Annotated in this window: 1 protein-coding gene; it reads left to right on the plus strand. The window is 35.0% G+C overall.

All coding sequences use genetic code 11. The annotated features are described in order from the left end of the window. The first annotated feature begins 203 nt into the window (after window positions 1–203). Complete coding sequence (hemL, locus tag Q0138_RS00060; RefSeq protein WP_297979181.1) at window positions 204–1,469, plus strand: glutamate-1-semialdehyde 2,1-aminomutase; 1,266 nt, start codon at window positions 204–206, stop codon at window positions 1,467–1,469. Window positions 1,470–1,580 lie beyond the last annotated feature (111 nt).

Raw genomic sequence — 1,580 nt, forward strand, 5'->3', positions numbered from 1 at the left:
ATACATAAAAACTATAAATTAATAAAAATAAAATTAAATATAGAATTTAATTTATATTATATTTTAAATTTATTTTAGAATTTATTTTAAATTTTCATTGAATTTATTAATATAAAATTATTAAAATTTAATTAATTGACAAAATAAATTAAATCTTAAATTTTTAAAATTATTGTTTATTTAAAAAATAAGGACTAATTAACATGAATCCTGAAGAATTGTTTAAAGAATCTAAAAATGTTTTTCCTGGAGGAGTAAATTCTCCAGTGCGTGCTTTTAAACCTTATCCTTTCTTTGTAAAAGAGGCTAAAGGTTCCCATATTGTTGATACTGAAGGAAATGATTATATAGATCATTGTTTGGCTTATGGCCCTATCATATTAGGTCATAGTGATGAAGATGTAATGGCTGATGTATATAGGCAGATGCAAATCGGAACTGCATATGGAGCTCCTAGCGAAAATGAAATCAAGCTTGCAAAAGAGGTTATTGATAGGGTTCCATGTGCTGAAATGGTTCGTTTGGTAAATTCAGGAACTGAAGCTACCATGGCGGCAATCAGACTTGCAAGAGGATACACTGGCAGGGACAAAATCATTAAGTTTGAAGGTTCCTATCATGGAGCTCATGATTATGTTCTGGTAAAATCCGGTTCAGGTGCAGCATGTTTGCCTGATTCTGCCGGAATTCCAGAGGACACAACAAAAAACACCCTTTCAGTTCCATTCAATGATGTTGAGGCTTTGACTGAATTGATTGATAAGGAAGGGGAAAACATTGCATGCATTATTGTTGAACCTGTAATGGGAAATATCGGCTGTGTGGAACCTAATATGAAATATTTAAGATTCTTGAGGGAAATCACTGAAGAAAATGGCATTGTCTTGATTTTTGATGAGGTTATCACAGGTTTCAGACTCTCCCATGGCGGTGCACAGAATTACTTTGGAGTAACTCCTGACCTTGTAACTTTTGCAAAGGTCCTGGGAGGAGGCTTCCCAATCGGCGCATATGCTGGAAAAAGGGAAATCATGGAATTGATTGCTCCAAACGGTCCTGTTTATCAGGCCGGAACATTTAGCGGAAATCCTATTTCAGTTCAGGCAGGATTGTCCACCCTTAAGAAATTGGATTATCAGTTCTATGGTGACTTGGCTAGAAAAGGGGACTTTTTAAGAAACAGCATCAAGGATATCGTTGAGGACTTAAACCTTAATGTACAGGTTGTAGGTCTTGGATCCATGTTCCAGATCTATTTCAATCCATATCCTGTAATTAACTATGAAATTGCCAAGATGTCTGATGCAGACAGATTCCTTGTCTACTTTAGGGAGCTGTTGAAGAATAATGTATTCATTCCACCTAGTCAGTTTGAATGCAATTTCATTTCAGGGGCTCACACTCAAGAGGATTTGGAAAATACTTCTGCAGCTATTGAAAAGGCTTTGAAGGTAGCTTGGAAAAGATAATCCAGCTTTTCCGGGCCTTCGGCCCGCAAAACCTGGACCAAAATCTTGTCTATTTTTCTTTTTTACTTGAAATTCTTGTTTTTTTCTTGTTAAATTGAAAAACTATTTTTT

It is taken from the genome of uncultured Methanobrevibacter sp. (genome assembly GCF_937906425.1).
In the GTDB taxonomy this organism is placed as follows: Archaea; Methanobacteriota; Methanobacteria; order Methanobacteriales; family Methanobacteriaceae; genus Methanobrevibacter.

Coding starts and splice junctions, on each gene's coding strand:
- hemL (WP_297979181.1), top strand. CDS start 204: ATGAATCCTGAAGAATTGTTTAAAGAATCTAAAAATGTTTTTCCTGGA.